This window comes from Lactobacillus sp. UCMA15818, from assembly GCF_030400225.1.
GTDB lineage: Bacteria > Bacillota > Bacilli > Lactobacillales > Lactobacillaceae > Liquorilactobacillus.
In genome coordinates this window covers 28604-45134 of record NZ_VJYB01000002.1, presented here as the reverse complement: position 1 = coordinate 45134, position 16531 = coordinate 28604, and the positions used below count along the sequence as shown (strand labels likewise).

The 16531-nt window shown below is 36.9% G+C and carries 20 protein-coding genes, 1 other RNA gene and 1 other annotated feature; of the genes, 4 read left to right on the top strand and 17 right to left on the bottom strand.

Features of this window, described 5'->3' with window-relative positions; genetic code table 11:
- Window positions 1-14 precede the first annotated feature (14 nt).
- The 6 genes from recR to FFX44_RS03180 all read right to left on the bottom strand — a co-directional run bounded on the left by recR (window position 15) and on the right by FFX44_RS03180 (window position 4025).
- Window positions 15-614, bottom strand: coding sequence for a recombination mediator RecR (gene recR, locus FFX44_RS03205; protein WP_289977815.1), 600 nt, complete (start codon window positions 612-614; stop codon window positions 15-17).
- 29 nt (window positions 615-643) lie between these two features.
- Entirely contained in the window at window positions 644-961 is a 318-nt protein-coding gene (locus FFX44_RS03200; RefSeq protein WP_289978635.1) for a YbaB/EbfC family nucleoid-associated protein, read from the bottom strand.
- An 11-nt stretch (window positions 962-972) separates the two neighbouring features.
- On the bottom strand, window positions 973-2712 hold the full coding sequence (gene dnaX, locus FFX44_RS03195; protein WP_289977813.1) for a DNA polymerase III subunit gamma/tau: 1740 nt from the start codon (window positions 2710-2712) through the stop codon (window positions 973-975).
- A 69-nt stretch (window positions 2713-2781) separates the two neighbouring features.
- Window positions 2782-2868: signal recognition particle sRNA small type (ffs, locus tag FFX44_RS03190), an RNA gene on the bottom strand.
- A 41-nt stretch (window positions 2869-2909) separates the two neighbouring features.
- Window positions 2910-3401, bottom strand: coding sequence for a tRNA adenosine(34) deaminase TadA (gene tadA / locus FFX44_RS03185; RefSeq protein WP_289977810.1), 492 nt, complete (start codon window positions 3399-3401; stop codon window positions 2910-2912).
- 15 nt (window positions 3402-3416) lie between these two features.
- Window positions 3417-4025: a class I SAM-dependent methyltransferase gene (locus FFX44_RS03180; RefSeq protein ID WP_289977809.1), complete on the bottom strand. Its 609-nt coding sequence runs from the start codon at window positions 4023-4025 to the stop codon at window positions 3417-3419.
- A 194-nt stretch (window positions 4026-4219) separates the two neighbouring features.
- Here FFX44_RS03180 and nrdH point away from each other — a divergent pair, with 194 nt between their 5' ends.
- The 4 genes from nrdH to nrdF are packed head-to-tail and all read left to right on the top strand — an operon-like array spanning window position 4220 to window position 7958.
- Window positions 4220-4450, top strand: a complete 231-nt coding sequence (nrdH, locus tag FFX44_RS03175) for a glutaredoxin-like protein NrdH (RefSeq protein WP_289977806.1) — start codon at window positions 4220-4222, stop codon at window positions 4448-4450.
- The gene (gene nrdI, locus FFX44_RS03170; protein WP_289977805.1) at window positions 4447-4827 is read left to right on the top strand and encodes a class Ib ribonucleoside-diphosphate reductase assembly flavoprotein NrdI; all 381 of its coding nucleotides are present in this window, start codon (window positions 4447-4449) and stop codon (window positions 4825-4827) included. Before nrdH ends, nrdI begins: the two co-directional genes overlap by 4 nt.
- The gene (gene nrdE, locus FFX44_RS03165) at window positions 4805-6976 is read left to right on the top strand and encodes a class 1b ribonucleoside-diphosphate reductase subunit alpha (protein ID WP_289977803.1); all 2172 of its coding nucleotides are present in this window, start codon (window positions 4805-4807) and stop codon (window positions 6974-6976) included. Before nrdI ends, nrdE begins: the two co-directional genes overlap by 23 nt.
- A gap of 22 nt (window positions 6977-6998) precedes the next feature.
- Window positions 6999-7958, top strand: a complete 960-nt coding sequence (nrdF, locus tag FFX44_RS03160; protein WP_289977801.1) for a class 1b ribonucleoside-diphosphate reductase subunit beta — start codon at window positions 6999-7001, stop codon at window positions 7956-7958.
- Window positions 7959-8210: 252 nt separating this feature from the next.
- Here the strand turns inward: nrdF and mprF are convergent, their stop codons facing one another.
- From mprF to rlmB, 11 genes are all read right to left on the bottom strand, one after another.
- Window positions 8211-10796, bottom strand: coding sequence for a bifunctional lysylphosphatidylglycerol flippase/synthetase MprF (gene mprF, locus FFX44_RS03155; protein ID WP_289977800.1), 2586 nt, complete (start codon window positions 10794-10796; stop codon window positions 8211-8213).
- A gap of 147 nt (window positions 10797-10943) precedes the next feature.
- Entirely contained in the window at window positions 10944-11312 is a 369-nt protein-coding gene (gene rplL / locus FFX44_RS03150) for a 50S ribosomal protein L7/L12 (protein ID WP_289977799.1), read from the bottom strand.
- Window positions 11313-11357: 45 nt separating this feature from the next.
- A complete protein-coding gene (rplJ, locus tag FFX44_RS03145; protein ID WP_289977798.1) occupies window positions 11358-11861 on the bottom strand; it encodes a 50S ribosomal protein L10 in 504 nt (167 codons plus the stop codon).
- Between the two features lie 28 nt (window positions 11862-11889).
- Window positions 11890-12027: a sequence feature (ribosomal protein L10 leader region), on the bottom strand.
- 59 nt (window positions 12028-12086) lie between these two features.
- On the bottom strand, window positions 12087-12776 hold the full coding sequence (rplA, locus tag FFX44_RS03140) for a 50S ribosomal protein L1 (RefSeq protein ID WP_289977797.1): 690 nt from the start codon (window positions 12774-12776) through the stop codon (window positions 12087-12089).
- Between the two features lie 102 nt (window positions 12777-12878).
- Window positions 12879-13304 carry a 50S ribosomal protein L11 gene (gene rplK / locus FFX44_RS03135; protein WP_003688885.1) on the bottom strand — a complete coding sequence of 142 codons (426 nt, stop codon included), beginning with the start codon at window positions 13302-13304 and terminating at the stop codon, window positions 12879-12881.
- A 113-nt stretch (window positions 13305-13417) separates the two neighbouring features.
- The gene (locus FFX44_RS03130; protein WP_289977794.1) at window positions 13418-14152 is read right to left on the bottom strand and encodes an alpha/beta fold hydrolase; all 735 of its coding nucleotides are present in this window, start codon (window positions 14150-14152) and stop codon (window positions 13418-13420) included.
- 22 nt (window positions 14153-14174) lie between these two features.
- Window positions 14175-14726, bottom strand: a complete 552-nt coding sequence (gene nusG / locus FFX44_RS03125) for a transcription termination/antitermination protein NusG (RefSeq protein ID WP_289977793.1) — start codon at window positions 14724-14726, stop codon at window positions 14175-14177.
- Between the two features lie 131 nt (window positions 14727-14857).
- A complete protein-coding gene (secE, locus tag FFX44_RS03120; RefSeq protein WP_289977791.1) occupies window positions 14858-15025 on the bottom strand; it encodes a preprotein translocase subunit SecE in 168 nt (55 codons plus the stop codon).
- Between the two features lie 13 nt (window positions 15026-15038).
- Entirely contained in the window at window positions 15039-15188 is a 150-nt protein-coding gene (gene rpmG, locus FFX44_RS03115) for a 50S ribosomal protein L33 (RefSeq protein ID WP_057829582.1), read from the bottom strand.
- Window positions 15189-15242: 54 nt separating this feature from the next.
- Window positions 15243-15779 carry an NYN domain-containing protein gene (locus FFX44_RS03110; RefSeq protein WP_289977790.1) on the bottom strand — a complete coding sequence of 179 codons (537 nt, stop codon included), beginning with the start codon at window positions 15777-15779 and terminating at the stop codon, window positions 15243-15245.
- A 2-nt stretch (window positions 15780-15781) separates the two neighbouring features.
- The gene (gene rlmB / locus FFX44_RS03105) at window positions 15782-16531 is read right to left on the bottom strand and encodes a 23S rRNA (guanosine(2251)-2'-O)-methyltransferase RlmB (RefSeq protein ID WP_289977789.1); all 750 of its coding nucleotides are present in this window, start codon (window positions 16529-16531) and stop codon (window positions 15782-15784) included.

Genomic DNA, 16531 nt, shown 5'->3' with positions numbered 1-16531 from the left:
CTCAATCATCCTCTCTAAATTTCTTGACGACCTTCAATTGCTTTAAACAATGTCATCTCATCTGCATATTCAATATCACTGCCTACCGCTAATCCATGAGCTAATCTCGTTACTTTTATTTGTGCTGGCTTAATCAACCGTGAGATATACATCGCGGTTGCTTCGCCTTCTGGAGTCGCATTAGTTGCAATAATTACCTCTGTCAAAGCCGTATTTTTTTGAAGTCTTTTGACGAGGCCAGTGATATTAATATCTTCAGGGCCTTTACCTTCCATGGGAGATAAAACACCATGCAAAACATGATACAGCCCATGATATTCCCGCATTCTTTCAAGTGACATTACATCTTTAGGCTGTTCAACAACAATGACTTTTGTCTGGTCCCGCTGTTTATCAGCACAAATGATACATGGATCGCTTTCCGTTATATTTCCGCAGATACTGCAATAATGCAAATCTTTTTTTGCAGTGATTAATGATTGTGCAAAATCATTTACGTCCTCTTCTTGCATATCAATTGTAAAGAAAGCTAAACGGGTCGCTGTTTTCTCCCCAATTCCAGGTAATTTTAGGTAGCTATCAATCAATTTGGCAATTGGTTCTGGATATTGCATATTAACATTCCTCTCTGCCTAATTTATAATTAAAATCCTGGAATATTTTGTGAGTACTTGCCCATTGTCTGTTGCGTTTGCTTGTCAATTTTTGCAATTGCATCATTGACTGCCATTATTACTAAATCTTGCAGCATATCAATATCGTCAGGATCTACAGCTTCAGGCTTAATTTGAAGATCCTTCATTTCTTTCTTTCCATCAAATGTTGCAACTACTAAATCATCTGCTGATTTCCCTGTAAATTCTTGTTTCTCAAGCTCTTCTTGGTCCTTCTTCATATTCTTTTGCATCTTCTGCATTTGTTTCATCATACCTTGCATATTTCCCATTCCACGCATTATAATTAATTTTCTCCTTAGTCTTCTTTTATTTTAACTATCTGATTGAAGTCTTCACCAAAAAGCTGCTTTGCGGCAGTAATTTGTGAATCCTCTACTGCTTGCTCTTTACTATCAGGCCTATTATCAGGCTGTTCGTCTTTTTCAGAACTTCCTTGATGTTCAACAAGATATTTCTCCCTAATCTCAGGCCATTTATCTTTTGGCATAAATACCAGCTTATAATCTTCCCCTATTAATCGTTCCAAACCTTGGATTAGGCTATCCTTTAATGCTGTGTTTCCATCAGCTTTCTCATACAAGAAATCATAATCAAAACTAACAATCACACCCTTTGCACTAGCAGCTACAGGCTTGCTAACATTCATGATTGCACGCTGTGTAATTGACAGCATATTCATCAAATCTGGCCAGATATCTTTTAACTTTATCAGGTCATCTCTTGTCGCATCAGCAAGTATAGGATATACCCTTTTTAAATCAATTGTTGCACTGCTCTTTTTTCTTACAGGTGCTTTTTTTTCTTTTACTGTTTCAACACGTTTTACTGTACCTTTTTGTAAATTACCAACAGCTTGTTTCAACTCTTTAACTTGTAATTTCAACTGTGTGATTTCTTCTTGGGGCGCTTTTTGTATCGCATCAACAGTTTTCTGAGCAACTTTGACCTGTTTTGTTAATTGTGCTAATTTGACGGTCAAGACTTCAAGATAGATGTCTGCATGTGTAGAAAAACGCATATTTTGCTGCTGTTCGTTTAAAATATCAATTGCCTTATACAATGACTGAACATTTGTTTTATCTGCAAGGTCTTTGAAGTCCTCGTCTATATCCAACAAACTATTTTGTTCTACAATGCTGGGAGAAGCCTGATATAATAATAAATCCCGACAGTAATCAATAACATCTTCTACCAAGCGGTTAGCGTCTTTCCCCTCAGCCATTACTTCTTGCAATGTTTGAAGGGCCAAGGCTGTCTCACCTTCAAAAACTAATTTGAGATACTGATTGAGTTTCTCGTGCTTGACACTACCTGTCACAAGCAATGCATTTTCAAGCGTTACGACATCATTACCAAAAGAAAGCACTTGATCCAGAATACTCAGTGCATCCCTCATTCCACCAGCCGATGCTTTTGCGATGACTCTCAAAGCGCGTTCTTCATACTTAAAATCTTTTTCTGTTAAAATATACTGCATTCTCGCAATAATATCATCATTAGTAATTCTCTTAAAATCAAATCGTTGCGTTCGCGATATTATTGTTGCCGGAATTTTATGCGGCTCAGTCGTTGCTAAAATAAATACAACGTTGCTAGGTGGTTCTTCCAGTGTCTTCAATAATGCATTAAATGCCCCAGTTGAAAGCATATGGACTTCATCAATAATGTATACCTTATAATCAGCCTGCGTTGGTGCGTACTTAACCTTATCCCTGATATCACGAATCTCATCCACACTATTATTAGAAGCCGCATCAATTTCAATTACATCATTCAGCCGTCCTTCAGTAATTGCATGACAGGTTGCACATTCATTACAAGGCTCACCATCTTTTTGATTATGACAATTAACCGCCTTTGCAAAAATCTTTGCTGCCGAGGTTTTACCCGTACCACGCGGCCCCGTGAAAAGATAAGCATGACTCGTTTGCTGGGTCATAATTGCATTTTGTAAAGTTTGCGTTATCATCTTTTGACCGACTAAATCAACAAATTTTTGTGGCCGCCAGACACGGTATAAAGCCTGATATCCCATGCTAACACTCCTATCTTTTGCAATTTAAAAAAACTCCCGACCACAAGACAGTCAGGAGATAAATGTCATATTAACTTGAGACACATGCCGAACCGAGCTTAGTGCTGCTTCCTTCCGGACCTGACACGGTTCACAAGGACAACATTGTCCCAAGGCCTTGCGGCATATTCTATGATACATGAAATCCTAGGAAAATGCTAGTCCTTTCGCTTTGATTTCTTCTTTTTTAGCCTAATATTTCTAAAAAAATCCTTAAGCAGCTGTGCGCATTCAACTTCCAGACATCCTTTTTCAACAACCACCTGATGATTGAATCTACTATCATTCAGCAAGTTCATCAATGACCCCGCAGCTCCAGCTTTAGGATCCAGCGCTCCATAATAAACCTGCTTGATTCTTGAATTAAGAATTGCACCACTGCACATCGGGCAAGGTTCTAACGTCACGAATAACTGGGCTTCGGGCAAACGCCAACTTCTGCAAAAAGCATTTGCTTCTTGAATTGCCAATATCTCAGCATGCATTGTTGCATCCTGTGCATGCTCTCTAAGATTATGACCGCGACCGACAATCTTCCCAGCGACTACAACAACACATCCAATAGGAACTTCACCAATTACAGCAGCCTTTTGTGCCTCATAGATAGCTTCTTTCATGAAGAATTCCTTCTGCAGATTACTTAAAATCAAAATCGACCTCCAACATTAGACATTCTTTATACTTTCTAAAATAAAATAACCCTTGTCTCTTGCCACTACCTCACAATTGTCAAAGACTGTTTCCATTACTTTCTTTGCAGATGGTGCCCCTTGTTTCTTTTGAATTACCACAACTAGTCTGCCACCAACACTAAGATGATTGATTGCTTCGACCAAAATTTGTGAAACGATCTTCTTCCCCGCACGAATCGGTGGATTCGATATAATCAGGTTATAATCTGCACATTCAACCTTGTTATATACGTCAGATTCCCAAATATTAACATTTTTAATTTCATTTAATTCCGCATTTTTTTTTGCTAATGAAAGTGCAAGTTCGTTAACATCTACCATATCAACAACTAACTTTGGATTTCCTTTCGCTATTCCTAAACCAATCGGGCCATATCCACAGCCAAGATCCAAAATCCTACCCTCATGCATTGCTTCAATTCTTAGATTATCAATTAATGCTCTTGAACCATAGTCAACAGTTGTTTTTGAAAAAACACCATTGTCTGTTACAAAATCAATTTTATTTCCTAAAATATCAAAAGCCCATCTTTTTTCTTCATGTACTACTTCAGGGTTTTTTGAGTAATAATAATTTTCCATTTGTCCCTACCTTTTCAATAATTGTCCTAAACTTTTGAGGCACTTGAATTCTATCAGAAATTTAAGCTCCAACAAAATCACTATATGTCGTATATTAGCAAAAGAAACAAACACAATATATAGTATTTGTTTCTTGCTTATTCTGATAAATGATGTATACTAATCATACAACAAATTAATGTGAGGTGCTAGTTATGAGTTTATCTATTTATACAAAAAACAATTGCATTCAATGCAAGATGACTAAAAAGTTTTTAAGTGAGCACAATATTTCTTTTGAAGAACACAATATAAATACTGAGCCACAATATATTGATTATCTTAAGGAGAAAGGATTTCGATCTGTCCCCGTTATTGAAGACAACGATGATCCAATCATCAATGGTTTCCGTCCTGATCTTTTAAGAAATCTGGCTGTACAATGAAAATTGTTTTCTTTAGTGTGACCGGTCAAACACGAAGATTTATAAATAAATTGGATCTTCCGTATGTTGAAATCACACCAACGAATCCTTTCTTTGCGGTAAATGAACCCTACATACTGGTGGTTCCTACCTATGAAAAAGAAATAACAGAATTCATAGAAGATTTTCTAAACTATAGTGTTAATCGGCAAAATCTGCTCGGAGTTGCGGGCACAGGTAATCGAAATTTTGCCGAGCTTTTTATTTTTACTGCAAAAGACATTGCACGCGAATATCAAGTTCCCTTAGTATACTCATTCGAATTCAGCGGTACTCCTAAGGACATTGAAAATTTTAAGAAAGTGGTGCATGAGATTGACATTAAAACAGCTAGATAGCACTAATGTAACTTATTATGATTTAAATAATGAAATTAATATTCCAGTAAATGGACAGATTCCACTCAATAAAGACAAAGAAGCACTCGCTGCTTTCTTGAAGGAAAACATTGAACCAAACTCAATGAAATTTTCATCTTTGGAAGAACGTTTTAATTATCTAATAGCCAACGATTATCTAGAAAAAGAATTCATTGAAAAATATAATTTTCAATTTATTAAGAAACTATATTCATTCCTTTCTGAACAGAACTTTACTTTCAAGACTTTCATGGCGGCCTACAAATTTTATGCACAGTATGCACTTAAGACAAACGATAATAACCTATATCTTGAAAGTTTCATTGATCGTGTGGCTGCAAATGCACTATTCTTCGCTGATGGAGATGAGCAGTTGGCGTTGACACTTGCCGATGAAATTGTTCATCAGCGTTACCAACCAGCCACACCTTCATTTTTAAACGCTGGGCGCAAGCGTCGTGGTGAACTTGTTTCTTGTTTCTTAATTCAAGTTACAGACGATATGAATTCTATTGGACGTGGAGTAAATTCTGCACTTCAATTATCACGAATTGGCGGTGGTGTTGGAATCACGCTTAGTAATTTGCGCGGAGCTGGTGCCCCCATTAAGAACATTCAAGGTGCCGCGTCAGGAGTTGTCCCAGTCATGAAGTTACTTGAGGATAGCTTTTCTTACTCAAATCAGTTGGGACAGCGTCAAGGTGCCGGGGTGGTTTACCTGAATATCTTCCATCCAGATGTTGTTGCCTTTTTATCTGCAAAGAAGGAAAATGCTGATGAAAAAATTCGTGTTAAGACACTTTCACTGGGATTAGTAGTGCCTGACAAATTTTATGAGCTTGCACGTAATAATGAAGAAATGTATCTTTTTGATCCTTGGGGTGTAGAACGCGAGTATGGCAAACCATTCTCTTATATTGATATCACAAAAGAATACGATAATCTTGTTGCCAACCCTAATATTCCTAAGAAAAAGATTTTGGCGCGTGATCTCGAAACTGAAATCAGCAAGTTACAACAAGAGTCTGGCTATCCTTATATTATTAATATTGATACTGCCAACCATGATAACCCGATTGACGGTAAAATCATTATGAGTAATCTTTGTACTGAAATTCTTCAAGTTCAGAAGCCATCACTTGTTAATAATAGCCAAAATTTTGACGAACTTGGTACTGATATCAGCTGTAACTTGGGATCAACCAATATTGTTAATCTGATGGCATCACCTGATTTTGGTAATTCTGTTGATGCAATGGTGCGTGCACTTACCTATGTTACCGATCACTCTGAAATCGATGTTGTTCCTTCAATTCAAAATGGTAATCATCTTGCACATACTATTGGATTAGGTGCGATGGGATTACATGCTTTCTTTGCTAAAAATCACATTTTCTATGGTTCTGAAGAATCAATTGATTTTACCAACATCTACTTCATGCTGCTAAACTATTGGTCTTTACAATCCTCAAATCAGATTGCCAAGGAACGTGGTATTGTATTCAACGGTTTTGAAAAGAGTTCTTACGCTGATGGCTCATACTTCAATAAATATTTGGAGCAAGATTTTCAACCCAAAACACCTAAAGTCAAAGAAGTTTTCAAGAATATTTTTATTCCTTCAAAACAGGATTGGGAAATACTCAAGGATGCTATCAAAAAAGATGGGCTCTACCATCAAAATCGACTTGCCGTTGCTCCTAATGGTTCAATCTCATACATTAATGATACAACTGCCAGCTTACATCCAATAATCAATCGGATTGAAGAACGTCAAGAACGTAAAATCGGCAAAATTTATTATCCAGCTCCATACCTTTCAAATGATACAATTCCTTATTATCAGTCTGCATATGATACAGATATGCGCAAAGTTATCGATGTGTATGCTGCAGCACAACAGCATATTGATCAAGGTATGAGTATGACACTGTTTATGCGTTCAACAATCCCTGAAGGCATGTATGAATGGAAAAATGGAAAAACTAACAAGATGACCACACGTGATTTGACAATTTTGCGTAACTACGCACATGCCAAGGGAATTAAGTCAGTTTATTATGTTCGGACATTTACAGATGATCAAAATGAAATTGGTGCAAACGAATGTGAAAGTTGTGTTATCTAATAGCTAAGGAGCCTGAATAATAATGGAAGATTTCTACCGAGCAATTAATTGGAATAAGCTTGAAGATCAAATTGACAAAGCAACATGGGAAAAGTTAACAGAACAATTCTGGTTAGATACAAGAATCCCACTGTCAAACGATTTACCCGATTGGCGTAAATTCAACGACGAAAATAAAGAAGTTGTCGCACATGTTTTTGGAGGATTAACGCTGTTAGATACTGTTCAGTCACAAGATGGTATGGATTCTCTAATGAAGGATATCAGAACTCAGCACGAACGCGCTGTTTTAAATAATATTCAGTTTATGGAGTCTGTTCATGCAAAGAGTTATTCTTCAATTTTTTCTACTTTAAATACACCTAGAGAGATCGAAGAAATATTTGACTGGACGCATACAAATAAATATTTGCAGTACAAAGCTAATAAAATCACTAATATTTATCGTACCGGAACTCCATTAGAGAAGAAAGTCGCATCAGTCTTTCTTGAGACGTTCCTCTTTTACTCTGGTTTCTACACACCGCTTTATTGGCTTGGTCATAATAAGTTGGCTAACGTTGGTGAAATTATTAAGTTGATTTTACGTGATGAATCCGTTCATGGAACATATATTGGATACAAATTCCAACTTGGTTTCAACGAACTTGATGAAAAGCAACAAAGTGAAATGTTGTCTTGGGTCTATGAACTGCTTTACGACTTGTACGACAACGAAGAAAAATATACTCATGAATTATATGATACTGTTGGCTGGACAGAAAAGGTTCTTGCCTTTCTAAGGTACAATGCAAACAAGGCACTGATGAATCTCGGTCTGGATGCTCTCTTCCCAGATACGGTTGATGATGTTGATCCTGTTGTTATGAATGGCATTTCTACTTCTACCTCCAACCATGATTTCTTTTCACAAGTTGGAAATGGTTATCTTTTAGGGGATGTTGAACCAATGTCTGATGAAGATTATAATATTGGATTATAAATGCTGAGCTTGAATTATGCCGCTTAGACTTATAGGACACGTTTATTCATAAAAATAAATAAGGAAATTTGAGTCAAAATGAAGTACCCCATAATAGTTAGACATCACAAAATCTAATTATTATAGGGTACTTTTTATGACCAAATATACAAGTAAATTCAAAGTTAGTACTCAAATTTCCCCGACTTATCTTACTCTCCCTTGTTACCATCTCTCTTCAATAACAGTAGCGACAAAAGAGTTGAGTTATATTTACTTGTTGAAAAATGCGGCAAAAGCAAAAAAACTTTTTCTCCCTTTCGAAGGCTGATTTACTACACTCGCCACTTCTGCCATCGTAACCATAACAGAACTTCTGCGTCTATAGGCAGTGTATTTAGGATACCAATTCGTAACGTATTTTTCCTTATATGCCCTCAACCCTTGAAATCCGTAAATACGATATCCATACTCGTAAATTAAATGCGCGGCCCTTTCTTCAATGAAGCTGTATGAAGATCTCCCTACGTTGGATAAAGGTGCCATTCCTAAGTTGAAGTATTCATAATGTTCCGCGCGACCATATTCGAAAAGACTTATAAAAATCTTATCCATTATTCCTGAAGGAGCAGCTTTCCTATGACGCATTAAATCAATTGATAGAACCCTTTTACTACCAGTAGGCATCATAGAAGCAAAGGCTATTGCACGGTTCTTTGAGTCGCGTATCACAGCGATTGGAGCCTGATTAAGATAATATTCATCAAAGAATCCAAGAGAGAAACCCTTTTCGACTTGTCCATCCAACCATTCATCTGATATTTCTTTAAACTCAGCCAATTTTTCTTGCGAAAATGGTGGCATTTCAAAAGAAAATGAATAATTTTCCCGTTCAAATTTATTCATTAATGCCCGCTGTGCTCGCTGCTTTTTCCCAGCTAGTGTAAAGGAATCTAACTCAACAAAACCTTCTTCACCAGTTTTTAAGAAATCAAAACCAAGATCATGCAGCAAAAGTGTTAATTCATTGCCTATTTCGTAAAAAACAAGTTGATATCCTTGTACATCAGCAGCTATCATTAGCTGCGTGACAGCTTCCCTCAGATATTCACGATTACCCACCGGTTCACCCATTACTATAATCTTATCAGCTTTTTTCTTATACATGAAAAAAAGCTGATTTTCTTCATTCTTTTGGAAGAAATAAAATTGCTTGTCTCTTAGATAAGCCAAATGACTTGTTTCATTACCTCCATATTTTTCAACAACTGCTTTTACTTTTTTTTCTGGAAAAACCATATCCGAGAAAATTGACTTATTAGCAGTGAAGTACCTGAAAATAATAATCAATATAATCGCAGCAATCAACATTCCGAGAAATCCTAAAAACCAAATTTTTTCTGATGGAAAAAGTAGTGCAATCGGTATCTCATGTCGTATAAGATGTTGTGGTGCATTCATAATACCTACGGTGGCATACAATCCAAAGACGACGATAAACATGACAATATCCATTACTATTCTGTTAAAAGAATAAGTCAAGTTCTCACGATATAATTCCTTGCGAGAAACGGCCACCACAAGTGTAACAAATATCAAAAAGATTGCAGTTGCTATCGAGAAGCTTCGCCAGAGCGTGTTTATAATTCCGATTAACAACACGCATAGTGTTGGCCAATAGGCTTTTTTTACTTTTGCTTCAATCCCTCTCGCAACACCTATCAGCAAAAAGGCAAAGACAATACTCGATAATTGATTCAAGAAGAAAAAAGTATATGGATATAATTTAACAAATACAGTATTACCAAAAGCAAAATTTGGCACAGTTGACTCTAGCAGTATTAAGCTACCTGAGACATACAAAAATAATGTCAAGATAACATGGGCTGTTTTCTGAATAATCGACTTTGGAATTCCATCCAAAAAAAGATTGAGTCGTTTGCCTGCATTCCTAGCAAAAAGAAAGATCCCAACAAAAAATGGCAATATGTAATAAAACAACCTGAAAAATAGCAGCCATGCCACACCTTTTCCGTTAACAACTCCCAAATTAAGCAAACCAATCAACATGAATACATCGAATGAGCCTAACCCACCAGGAACTAACGAAATTACTCCAATGATTGATGCGATAAAATACAATACCATGACTTCACCAATATTGAACTGTACTCCCATTAAAACACCAATCAGCAAAAACATTCCCGCTGCAAAACCCCATTCAAGCACCGAACCTGATACTAATAAAAACTCCTTCTTCCATGAAAGATCATTGAAGAATTTAGAGTCATTCAATTTTGTAAACATAATGATTCCAGGAAAATATAACGCACCACCAATTAACCAAACACTATACTGATCAAACCGATGATCATATCCAAAGCCAAAAATCATAATCAGAGAAATCATACAAAACAATGATAATCCAGATAATAAAAATAAAGCAATTTTGGATAAAGCAAAAATTACCTGCTTTTTCGAAGCATTTTTACCATAGAAATTAGCACGCAAAGTTGCCCCCAAAAAGCCCCCAAAACCAGCAATATTCGTAAATGTATTTGTAATCCATCCATTTCGCAAGATCTCCTGCATAGAATACTTTCCCGGAAGAAACGAAACAATTACAAAGTCATACACGAGCATTGGTAAAACAGCGATAAACCCAGCTACTGTCATTATTCCAATACTGCCAAGCGATTGTGAACTTAAATTGAATCTAACTTGCTCCCATGATATGCCCTTAAAGATTCTTCCAACTTCAAAAGCAACAAACCATAATACTGAAAAAATAAATAACCCTTTAATTAAAGACCATCGTTTTTCAAGAAAAAAGATAATCTTTGAAACCCCATTCTTCATTTTCCCCAACTCCCAATTCAAGAACCTTTGATTATTATGCCACACCTATTAGTAATCTGCCCTGCTAAACTCATAAATTTAATAAATTTGCTAAAAAAAGAGACTCACCCATTAATTACTGAGTGAATCTCTTTGAGTTAGTTGCAATTACTTAAGAGTAACTACGCCGCCAACAGCTTCAAGTTTAGTCTTGATTTCTTCAGCTTCGTCCTTAGAAACGCCTTCCTTAACGATTGAAGGAACACCATCAACCACACCTTTAGCGTCTTTCAAGCCAAGACCTGTAATCTCACGAACAGCCTTGATTGCTTTAATCTTTTGGTCGCCAGATTCTGTTAATTCAACATCGAATGAATCCTTTTCTGCAGCAGCTTCGCCTGCACCTGCACCTGCAGCAGCAACTGGAGCTGCTGCTGAAACACCAAATTCTTCTTCGATAGCTTTAACTAAGTCGTTTAATTCAAGAATGCTAGCTTCTTTTAAATCAGCAATGATTTTTTCTGTATCTAATGCCATTGTTAATATCCTCCATTAAAATAATTTATTTTTTAAAATTGACAATTAAGCTGCGTCGCCATCTTTGCTTTCGGCAACAGCCTTAACAGCATAAGCAACGTTGCGCACAGGTGCTTGCAATACTGAAAGTAACATTGAAAGCAATCCTTCGCGACTTGGTAATGTTGCAAGTGCGTTGATTTCTTCTAAAGATGCAACCTTACCTTCAATCATGCCACCCTTAATCTGTAACGTATCAATATCCTTTGCAAATTTTGCAAGAATACGTGCAGGAGCAACAACATCTTCCTTAGAAAAGGCTACAGCTGTAGGACCAGCAAAAACGGCATCTAAACCTTCATAACCGGCCTTATCGGCTGCACGCTTAAGATAAGTGTTCTTAACAACACGCATCTCGACACCTGCCTCACGTAATTCCTTACGTAATTCAGTTACTTGTTCAACTGTAACACCACGATAATCAACAACTACACATGAAACAGCAGCATTGAATTTTTCAACAACCTCTGCAACAGCAGCAGCTTTTTTAGTGATAATTTCCTTACTCATTTGATTCACCTCCTAGTCATTGTATCAGGGTTCAAAATAAAAAACCCTATGTCCACTAAGACATAGAGAAAATTTCAAAGTAAAATATAGTTTCACTTAAAATCCTCGGCAGGCAATATATTAAGGCTTTCGCCACCTGAGTCTTAGGTAGAATCATTATAAAAAATCAACCGTAGTCAGAGTATCGCATAAACTGACCAAAGTCAATAATAATCTTAAAATTAATTAAAGGCTTGCAACATCGATAGTAACACTTGGACCAAATGTTGAAGCAAACGAAACATGTTTGATATATTGTCCTCTAACAGATGCAGGACGTGCTTTTGCAATTATTTCATGAATTGTACTGAAGTTGCCAACCAAAGCATCTTCTGCAAATGAAACCTTTCCGATAGGAACATGAACATTACCAGCTTTATCCGTACGATAAGTTACCTTACCGGCCTTAGATTCTGAAACAGCTTTAGTAACATCCATTGTAACTGTCCCTGTCTTAGGATTAGGCATCAAGCCTTTAGGTCCTAGGACACGTCCAAGACGACCTACTTGAGCCATCATATCAGGTGTTGCAATTGCAATATCAAAATCCAACCAACCATCTGAGATACGTTGAACTAGATCATCGTCGCCAACAACATCTGCTCCAGCAGCCTTTGCTTCTTTAGCTTTATCACCCTTAGCAAAAACAATAACCTTTTGATCTTTACCAGTACCATTTGGTAAAACAACAGCCCCACGTAATTGTTGATCAGCTTGTTTTGTATCAAGATTCAAATTGTAAGCTACTTCGATTGTTGCATCAAAGTTTGCGAAATCGATTTTCTTTACTAAGGCAACCGCTTCTGCAACTTTATAAACCTTATTAGCTTCAACTTGTTTTGAAGCTTCAATATATTTTTTACTATTTTTAGCCATTTTGTGTTTTCCTCCTTGCAAATGTGGTGTAACGGATATACCTCCCACTTGGCACATCTACTTTCATAGAGTGCCCGTCTGAGAAGCATGGCCGTAGAAAAATTAGTCTTCTACAACAAAGCCCATGCTTCGTGCAGTACCTTCAATCATGCGCATTGCAGCTTCAACATCTGCAGCGTTTAGATCTTGCATTTTTGTTTCAGCGATTTCCTTCACTTGTGCCTTTGTAACTGTAGCAACCTTCTTAGTGTTAGGCTCGCCAGAACCATGTTCAACACCAGCAGCCTTCTTTAACAAAACTGCTGCAGGCGGTGTCTTTGTAACAAATTCGAATGAACGATCTTCAAATACTGAGATTACAACAGGGATAAGCATCCCAGCCTGATCAGCTGTACGTGCATTAAATTCCTTTGTAAATCCCATGATATTGATACCAGCTTGACCTAGAGCAGGTCCAACTGGTGGAGCTGGAGTTGCTTTCCCAGCAGGAATTTGCAATTTAACAACATTAATTACTTTTTTAGCCACGGTACATACCTCCTTAAGTCCGTGTGTGGTACGGATGGCCAGCTTAATTTGGCCTCCCACTTGTATGAAAAACATACTATTGTACAATACCACGTTATCTTATTTTATTCAAGTTAATTTAATAAGAATTCCATAATCTGCTTCAAAATATCATTATCTTCATGTAATTCACGATGCGTTACTTTTCTATTCCTTACTATTTTTTCACGATAGTGTCCCACATCTTCAAGTAAGTAGCGTAAAGCTTTTGCTGAAGAAATAGATACCTTTCCATCAGAAAAGCCAAAATCACTATTACCTATGATATTAAAAACTTCAATATCATTATCGAGATTTTTACTACCCTTTTTTAATAATTTGTATCTCGTCGTTTGCTTTAAGGGAACCCCTTTTTCAGACAGCTGAATATGTTCAACTTCCGCAGAATCAATTCCTGGCTCAATATCTGCAAATGGTGCTCCAAGCATTATCATTTTTTTTATTTTCGGCAAGTTTTCAATCTGCAAATTTGTTAATAGATATAATACACTAACCGCGCCCATAGAATGGGCTACAACATTGAGCTGTTCAACACCATATTCGGACTTCAACTTACTGAATATTTCTCCCAGCCATGTTCCTTGCTGTTCAACGCTTCGCTTCCCATTCCTGAAAATTATCTGAATTCCAGAATCCTTCAGAATTGATTTTTTAGAAAAACTGAAGACACCTTTATGCGAGACCGTAATAACAATTCGATTGGAAATAAATTGTCTCTTTCTTAGTTTGTGTATCATACTGAAGAAAGACCAAAATCCGCCAGCATAGCCGTGTATAAAAACAAGCGGCACGTTAATTTTCTTGTCCATCAAATCACTTTCTTCAAATAGACTAAATTAATTTATCAACCTGATCATAATTTAATTCGGTTGCTGTTTCTCGACTGAACATATCAATACTGACACGTAGCTTCATTTTTTCCTTATCAACTTCAGTTATCTTACCAACAAGGCCTTTGAACGCTCCTTCAATAATTGTAACTGACTCGCCTATCTCAACATCAAAGTCCTGATGTCTTGAGCTCATCCCTAATCTGCGAAGTATTAACTCCACTTCATCTGAAAGAAGTGGTGCCGGCTTACTTCCTGCCCCATGAGATCCAACAAAACCAGTTACACCTGGAGTATTACGTGCAACATACCATGACCGATCCGTCATTACCATTTCGACTAAAACATATCCTGGAAATGTTTTTTTAGTCTCAACCTTATCCTTACCTGTCTTAGTAGTTTCCGTTTCTTCCTCTTCTGGAACTACAACTCTAAAAATATAATCTTCCATCCCCATTGACTGTGCACGTGATTCTAAGTTTTTTCTTACTTTGTTCTCATATCCTGAGTATGTGTGCAGCACATACCAGTTTTTTTCAAATGATTCTGGCATCAGATTATCCTCCTAAAATAATTAAAACACAAAAATAAAAAAACCTCGAACATTCGAAGTTTCCTCTACGAAAATAGTATATCATAGAAAATTGGAAATTACCTACGATTCAGTAACTCTTTTAGAAATTATTATGCAATAAAGCTTACCACCCACTGTACGAGAAAATCAACAATGGCAAAAAAAATGGTAAACATTACTGCAGTCGATATAACCGTTGTTGTATCACTGACGGCCTCATTCTTAGTTGGCCAGGTAGTATCTTTCATAGTTTTAAAAACACTTTTAATAAACTTCACTGAAAATCCTCCCTTACCGTGTCTCACGGTGCAAAGTATGCTTATTACAATATTTACAAAATTTCTTGACTTCTAGCCGTTCCTGCCTAGTTGGATTAGCAGCAATAATATAATTACGCGATCCACACACTGAACAAGCTAAAGCTATCTTCTTTTGTGCCATAATGTTTCTCCTATCAATTGTCAGACTAACTCTACCATGATAATCCTTTTACTGTCAATTATCATTTTTATCTTTAGACATATTATCTCGCAAATCTGCTAAACGTGATAGTTGCTCTTCATTCCATGGCACTTTTCTAACCGCAGCCTCATCTTGATATTGTTTTGCTTGCTTTTTGACATCCTTCTTAGCTCTACTAATATCTTGATACAACTCCCAAGCAGGTATCCGCAATGCGCCTTGAGAAAAAATTGTCCATTGCTCTGCTTGATCGCTTGTCGCGACAGTCACTTGTGTCAGTCTAGTTTGCAACTCTTTTGCCAGTGATTCGATATATGAATCGGCAGTCTGCTCTTCAGCAGTCCAGATAATCTCCAATCCATACTTTTGATAACTTTTACTGAGGCCAGGGACATACATTGCATCGAAAACAACAATGATATGATAATTTCTTTGTTTCTTATAATTAGATAAAACATGCAGCAATGTATCGCGGGCTTCTTCTAAATGTCCTGATAATTTCAATTTATTTAATTGCGGCCAATTACCAATCATATTGTAAGCATCAACAATTAGAATGTTCTTCTTCATCTCTAATTCCCCCGTGAAGAAAATCCTTGGTATATCAATAAGCTTGCAGCAACACTTGCATTTAGGCTTTGAACATGTCCAACCATTGGAATTGTTAACATCTCATCACACTCTTTCTTCAAGAGAGGTGAAATTCCCTTGCCTTCATTGCCAATGATTAACGCGACAGCACCAGTTGCATTCCATTTTCGAAAGTCAGTTCCATTCATATCAGTTCCAAAGATCCAAACATTCTTCTTTTTGAGTTCTTTAACAAATTGCACTAAATTAGTAACACGTGCAACTGGGACATGTTCAATTGCTCCAGTGGATGTTTTCGCTACCGTTGAAGTCAGCTGAACAGCACGTCTTTTAGGAATAACAATTCCATGTACACCCGCAGCATCAGCAGTTCGCATGATCGAACCTAAATTGTGTGGATCTTCAATTCCATCCAGAATTAAGAAAAAAGGATCCTCATTCTTACTGGCAGCAGTTGCAAATATATCATCAACTTCAGCATACTTATATGCGGCAACCGCCACAACTATTCCCTGGTGATTTTGTCCATCAGCCAATAAATCTAATTTACTCTTAGGAACTTTGGAAACAATAATTTTCTTTTTCTGTGCTAGTGAAATAATATCACGAATAGCATCAGACTTTAATTCTTCTTGTACAAAAACTTTGTTAATATCCTGGTTGCTTTTGAGCGTCTCGGTTGCCGGGTGCCGTCCGATAACGAACTCAGTATCATTATTTGTATTGCCCAA